The following is a 5529-nucleotide window of genomic DNA, read 5'->3' on the forward strand; positions in this document are numbered from 1 at the left end:
CGGCGACGGTGTCCGCCGCGTGCGCCCGCACGCTGTCCGGGGCCGCACCGTCCGGGCCGTCCGGGCCGTCGAGAACGGCGGCGACCCCACCCTGGGCCCACCGGGTGTTGCCGTCGGAGACGGACCCCTTGGACACCACGAGCACACGCAACCCGAGCTCGGTGGCCCGCAGCGCCGCCGTCAGCCCGGCGACCCCGCTGCCGAGCACGACCAGGTCCGCGGCGGCCTCCCACCCGGTTTGCGATCCTGAGTCGGAAACCGGGGTGACGACGCCGGTCCGCCGGGAGGTCATTCCCCACCGCCGGGGTTGCCGATCTCGACCATCCGGCGCACCGAGTCCCGCGCCCGCGCGGCGGTGCCCGGGTCGACGTCGACCTCGTCGACGCCGTGGGTCAGGGACCGCAGCAGCGCCGCCGGGGTGATCATCTTCATGTACCGGCAGGACGCGCGGTCGTTCACCGCGCGGAAGTCGATCTCCGGAGCGGCCTTGCGCAGCTGGTGCAGCATGCCCACCTCGGTGGCCACCAGCACCGACTCCGCCCGCGTGTCCCGGGCGGCGGTCAGCATGTCCCCCGTGGACAGGATCTTGACCTTGTCCTCGGGCACCGCGCCCTCCCCCGCGAGGTAGAGCGCCGAGGTGGCGCACCCGCACTCGGGATGGATGAACAGGTCGGCGTCCGGGTCGGCGGCGGCGCGCTCGGCCAGTTCCGGGCCGTTGATCCCCGCGTGCACGTGGCACTCCCCCGCCCAGATGTGCAGGTTCTCCCGGCCGGTCTCCCGTTTGACGTGCGCGCCGAGGAACTGGTCCGGGCAGAACAGCACCTCCCGGTCGGCAGGAACGGACGCGACGACGTCCACCGCGTTCGACGACGTGCAGCAGATGTCGGTCTCGGCCTTCACCTCGGCCGTGGTGTTCACATAGGACACGACGACGGCGCCGGGGTGCTGTGCCTTCCACTCCCGGAGCTGTTCCGCCGTGATCGAGTCGGCCAGCGAGCACCCCGCGCGCGCGTCCGGGATCAGCACGGTCTTGTCCGGCGCGAGGATCTTGGCCGTCTCGGCCATGAAGTGCACACCGCAGAACACGATCGTGGACGCGTCGCTGGCCGCCGCGATCCGGCTGAGCGCGAGCGAGTCGCCGGTGTGGTCGGCGACCTCCTGGATCTCCGGGAGCTGGTAGTTGTGCGCGAGCAGGACGGCGTCGCGGTCGGCGGCCAGTCTGCGCACCTCGTCCGCCCAGGCCGCGTCCGCGCGGACACCGCCGTACGGGACGAGTTCGTCCACGTCTGCCGTCATTTGTCCCTCCGGAAGTTTTCGTCTTAGAATCGAAAACCGTGCCCTCTCATATTAACAGCAGCAGCCCCCTCGCACACGAGGTGCTCGCGGCGGTTCTGCGCGTGCGATGCGCCACAGGCCCCGTCGCGGCGGGGCAGGACCCCGCGGTGCTGCAGGTGCTGCTGTGGCGGCGGGCACTCGACCCGCACCTCGGCCGCTGGTCGCTGCCCGGGGGACGGCTGCGCCCGGACGAGGACGTGGAGGGCTCGATCCGCAGACAGCTGGCCGAGAAGGTGGACGTCCGCACGCTCTCCCACGTCGAGCAGCTGTCCGTGTTCAGCGCGCCCGACCGGGTTCCCGGGCCGCGCGTGGTCGCGACCGCCTTCCTCGGCCTGGTGCCCGCGGACGTCGACCCGGTGCTGCCGGAGGACACCGCGTGGCACGACGTCGCGGACCTGCCGCGGACCGCGTTCGACCACGGCGAGATCACCCGGAGCGCCCGCGACCGGCTGCGCGCCAAGCTCAGCTACACCAACCTCGGGTTCGCCCTCGCGGCGGCGGAGTTCACCGTGTCGACGCTGCGGGACGTGTACTCCGCCGCACTGGGGTACCGCGTCTCGGCCACCAACCTCCAGCGGGTGCTGTCCCGGCGCGGACTGCTCGTCCCGACCGGGGGAACCGCACCCCCCGGCCGCGGCGGCGGCCGGCCCGCCGCGTTGTACCGGTTCACCCACCACGACCTGCGCGTGACCGATCCGTTCGCGGTGTTCAAGCCCCCGGCCCGGACCCGGACGGCGGCGACACGTCCGCGGCCGCGACCGCGGTCGTGAACGGGCGGCGCCGCCGTCGAACCCGTAACGTGAGGACGTGACCGACGCGAGTGGACCGGGCGGGCCCGAGGCGACGACACTGCCGCTGTTCCCCCTGCACACCGTGCTCCTGCCCGGTGTGCACCTGCCGCTGTCGGTGTTCGAACCGCGCTACCGGCAACTCACCGTCGACCTGATGACCGGGACGGTGCCCGACCGGCTGTTCGGGGTCGTGGCGCTCCGGCACCCCGGCGTGCGGGAGGTGGAGACCACCGGAGACCTCGCGGCGATCGGCTGCGCGGCGCGGCTGCGGGAGGCCGAACGGCACCCCGACGGACGGTTCGAGGTCATCACCACCGGTGTGCGCCGGTTCCGGGTGCTCGATCTCGACACGCACACGGCGTGCTACCTGACCGGGCACGTGGAGTGGATCGACGACACCCCCGTCCCGGACGCGGCCGCGCACGCCGCCGCCCAGCTCGCCGGGCTCGCCCGGGCCGCGCACCACCGCTACTGTGCGCGGGCATGGGAGGGGGACGACGCCTGGCGCTCCCCGCCGGAGGACGTGCCGCCGGCCGAGCTCGCCTACCTGCTCGCCGCGGACTGTCTGCTTCCGCTCGCCGACCGGCAGGACCTGCTCGAACAACGGCACCCGCTGCGCAGACTGCGCGCGATCCGCGCCCTGCTCACCCGTGAGGAGGGAATCCTGTCCGCCCTGCACGCGGTCCCCGCCTCGCACGACGAACTCGACGGCGAGACCGGCATCCTCTCCCCCGCGGCGCGGAACTGAGCGCCGGGCGGACCCGGACACCAATCCGGCACGCCCCGGCTCAGGTCCGTCTGCCGAGATCGTCGCGGGCGTTCCACGCGGCCGCCATCCCGTAGGACACGGCCGCCCCGAACGGCTGGGCGAGCACCACCCAGGCCGTCTCCAGCACCGGCGCCCGCGCGACCACCGACCCGATCCGGGGCGTGCCGGGGACGGTGTGCGCCGCGTCCGCGAAGGCGACGCCGGTCCGCAGGGCCAGCCACGCCGACAGCAGCGACCCCACGACCGCGCCCAGGAGCAGGACGGGACCGCGCCGCGACCGCAGCAGCCACAACGCCACCCCCGTGACCAGCCCGGCCGCCAGTCCCAGCAGCAGGAACATCGCGAGCCCGTCGAAGCGGTGCCAGCCCTCCAACGGCAGCGTCGCGAGCCGACCGTCGTCGGCCACCACCCGCATCCGCCGGGCGGGCGCGAGCGACGCCCACAGCCTGCCGAGCGCGATGCCCAGCACGGCCAGCGCCGAGGCCACGGCGAACGCGGACGCGAGATCGGCCCGGACCACGACCGGGGGGACACGCCCCTCCGGCGCCCGGAGCGGCGCGGGAGGGTGCTCGGCACCGGCCTGCTCGGCCACGAGTGGACTCCTCCCCACGACCCGGGTTCCGCCGGGCAGCCTAGCCGGTCGGGGAGACGTCGGCGGAGGTGGTTTCGCCGTGCCTGCTGCACCGGGCACTCCACCCCGACGGTGTGATCTGCACCACCATCCGCCGGGCGCACTCGACGCAGAATCGCGGCGGCTCCAGGGCCTGCCGGGGCCCGCGGCAGGCGGTGTGGTCGACGGGGCCCTCCGCACCCGGCCCGGCGGCCGTGTCCGGGGCTCCCGCCGTGTCCGGGGCTCCCGCTGTCCCGGGACGGCCACAGTGCGGGCAGTACCTCATGGTGCCGGTGTCTCCCCCCGCACCCGCGGGAGTCCGTCCGGGGCGCACCGTGTCCGGCCGGGAGTTCACAGCGTCTCGCTCAGGGCCTTGATCGGCATCTTGAGGTCGCCGAGCATGTCCAGGTCCGCCTGCGCGGGCCTGCCCAGGTTGGTGAGGTAGTTGCCGACGATGATGGCGTTCACCCCACCGAGCATGCCCTGCTCCGCCCCGAGGTCGCCGAGGGTCAGTTCGCGACCGCCCGCGAACCGCAGCATCGTGCGCGGCATGGCCAGCCGGAACGCGGCGACCACCCGCAGCGCGTCCTTGCCCTCCACTGTCTCGTAGTTCTCGTACGGGGTGCCCTGCTGCGGGATGAGGAAGTTCATCGGCACCTCGTGCGGCGCCAGCTCGCCGAGCTGCACGGCGAACTCGGCACGCTGCTCGTCGGTCTCGCCCATGCCGATGATGCCGCCGCAGCACACCTCCATCCCGGCCTCGCGCACCATCCGCAGCGTCTCCCAGCGCTCCTCCCAGGTGTGCGTGGTGACGACCTCGGGGAAGTGCGAGCGCGCCGTCTCGAGATTGTGGTTGTACCGGTGCACGCCCATCTCGACCAGCTCGTCGACCTGCTCCTGGGTGAGCATCCCCAGCGAACACGCGATCTGGATGTCGTTGCCGGAGTCGCGGATCGCCTTGATGCCCTCGCGCACCTGCGACATCAGCCGCTTGTCCGGACCACGCACCGCCGCGACGATGCAGAACTCCGTCGCCCCGGTGGCCGCCGTCTCCTCCGCGGCCTTGACCATGCCGGGGATGTCCAGCCAGGCCGCGCGCACCGGCGTGGGGAACAGGCCGGACTGCGAACAGAAGTGGCAGTCCTCGGGGCAGCCGCCGGTCTTCACGCTGACGATGCCCTCGACCTCCACCTCGGGGCCGCACCACCGCATCCGCACGTCGTGGGCGAGCGCCAGCAGGTCCGTCACGTGCTCGTCGCCGAGGCGGAGCACGTCGAGGACCTGCTGCTGCGACAACCCGATGCCCTGTTCGAGCACCCGGTCCCGCGCGATCGCGAGGATTTCGGAGTCGGTGGTTGCGGCCGTCACGCGCATCTCCTTCGAAGCAGGCAGTGGTCGGAAAGTGAGTGTGCCGCACGGGGTGGCCCGGGCACACCGACCCGGCGACCTACGTCACGTCCCGGCGGTCGGGCCGGTGGTCGGAGGGACGATCCGGGGCGACACGCCGTGGTGGCACGGTCGCTCACGGTCGGGAGGCGGACGCGCCGCGTGCGAAGTGGTCGGCGTCGAAGTCGCCGCCGAACCACGGCGACAGACCCCGGCGGGCCTCGTCGAGGAACTCGTCCCGGCCCGCGCGCGCCAGTCCCCCGGACAACGCGCCGAGCAGCGGCGCCCCGGCGGCCACCGGCAGATCGGCGGCGTTGCAGCGCGCGGCGAGGTCCGGCACGGCGGGCCAGGAGCCGATCACCACGCCGAGCACGTCGAGCCCCCGCCGGGTCGCGACCTCCGCCGTCAGCGCCGTGGCGTTCAGGGTGCCCAGTCCGGCCTCGGCCACGACGACGAGCGCGGCGCCGAGCGACCATGCCGCGTCCGCGACGGTGCCGCCCGCGGCGTCGAACCGCACGAGCAGCCCGCCCGCACCCTCGACGAGGACGAGGTCGTGCTCGGTGTGCAGCTCCGTGGCCGCGCGGGCCACGTCGGACGGCGTCACCTCCGCGCGGCCGCTGCGCCGCGCCGCCGCCTCG

General features: G+C 73.8%; 8 protein-coding genes. 2 read left to right on the plus strand and 6 right to left on the minus strand.

Annotated elements, in window-relative coordinates:
• Both SACPADRAFT_RS27475 and nadA read right to left on the minus strand, forming a co-directional pair.
• Positions 1–292, minus strand: a 292-nt coding sequence (locus SACPADRAFT_RS27475) for an FAD-dependent oxidoreductase (protein WP_040924298.1), incomplete at its 3' end; no start/stop codon positions are given.
• Positions 289–1296 (minus strand): quinolinate synthase NadA, encoded by a 1008-nt coding sequence (gene nadA, locus SACPADRAFT_RS0212990; protein ID WP_007026275.1) that lies wholly within the window; start codon positions 1294–1296, stop codon positions 289–291. The genes nadA and SACPADRAFT_RS27475, both read right to left, overlap by 4 nt.
• Before the next feature lie 95 nt (positions 1297–1391).
• Here nadA and SACPADRAFT_RS0212995 point away from each other — a divergent pair, with 95 nt between their 5' ends.
• Positions 1392–2105 (plus strand): NUDIX hydrolase, encoded by a 714-nt coding sequence (locus tag SACPADRAFT_RS0212995; protein ID WP_161629616.1) that lies wholly within the window; start codon positions 1392–1394, stop codon positions 2103–2105.
• A 37-nt stretch (positions 2106–2142) separates the two neighbouring features.
• A complete protein-coding gene (locus SACPADRAFT_RS0213000; protein WP_007026277.1) occupies positions 2143–2874 on the plus strand; it encodes an LON peptidase substrate-binding domain-containing protein in 732 nt (243 codons plus the stop codon).
• 40 nt (positions 2875–2914) lie between these two features.
• On the opposite strand, the gene SACPADRAFT_RS0213005 is transcribed toward SACPADRAFT_RS0213000, so the two are convergent.
• The 4 genes from SACPADRAFT_RS0213005 to bioD all read right to left on the minus strand — a co-directional run.
• Positions 2915–3487, minus strand: a complete 573-nt coding sequence (locus SACPADRAFT_RS0213005) for a DUF2567 domain-containing protein (protein WP_007026278.1) — start codon at positions 3485–3487, stop codon at positions 2915–2917.
• A 40-nt stretch (positions 3488–3527) separates the two neighbouring features.
• On the minus strand, positions 3528–3791 hold the full coding sequence (gene bsaP / locus SACPADRAFT_RS33930) for a biotin synthase auxiliary protein BsaP (RefSeq protein WP_084258415.1): 264 nt from the start codon (positions 3789–3791) through the stop codon (positions 3528–3530).
• A gap of 65 nt (positions 3792–3856) precedes the next feature.
• Complete coding sequence (gene bioB, locus SACPADRAFT_RS0213010) at positions 3857–4873, minus strand: biotin synthase BioB (RefSeq protein ID WP_007026279.1); 1017 nt, start codon at positions 4871–4873, stop codon at positions 3857–3859.
• A 154-nt stretch (positions 4874–5027) separates the two neighbouring features.
• Positions 5028–5529: ATP-dependent dethiobiotin synthetase BioD (bioD, locus tag SACPADRAFT_RS27480; RefSeq protein WP_007026280.1), on the minus strand; the 502-nt coding region annotated here is incomplete at its 5' end.

It is taken from the genome of Saccharomonospora iraqiensis subsp. paurometabolica YIM 90007 (genome assembly GCF_000231035.2).
In the GTDB taxonomy this organism is placed as follows: Bacteria; Actinomycetota; Actinomycetes; order Mycobacteriales; family Pseudonocardiaceae; genus Saccharomonospora; species Saccharomonospora paurometabolica.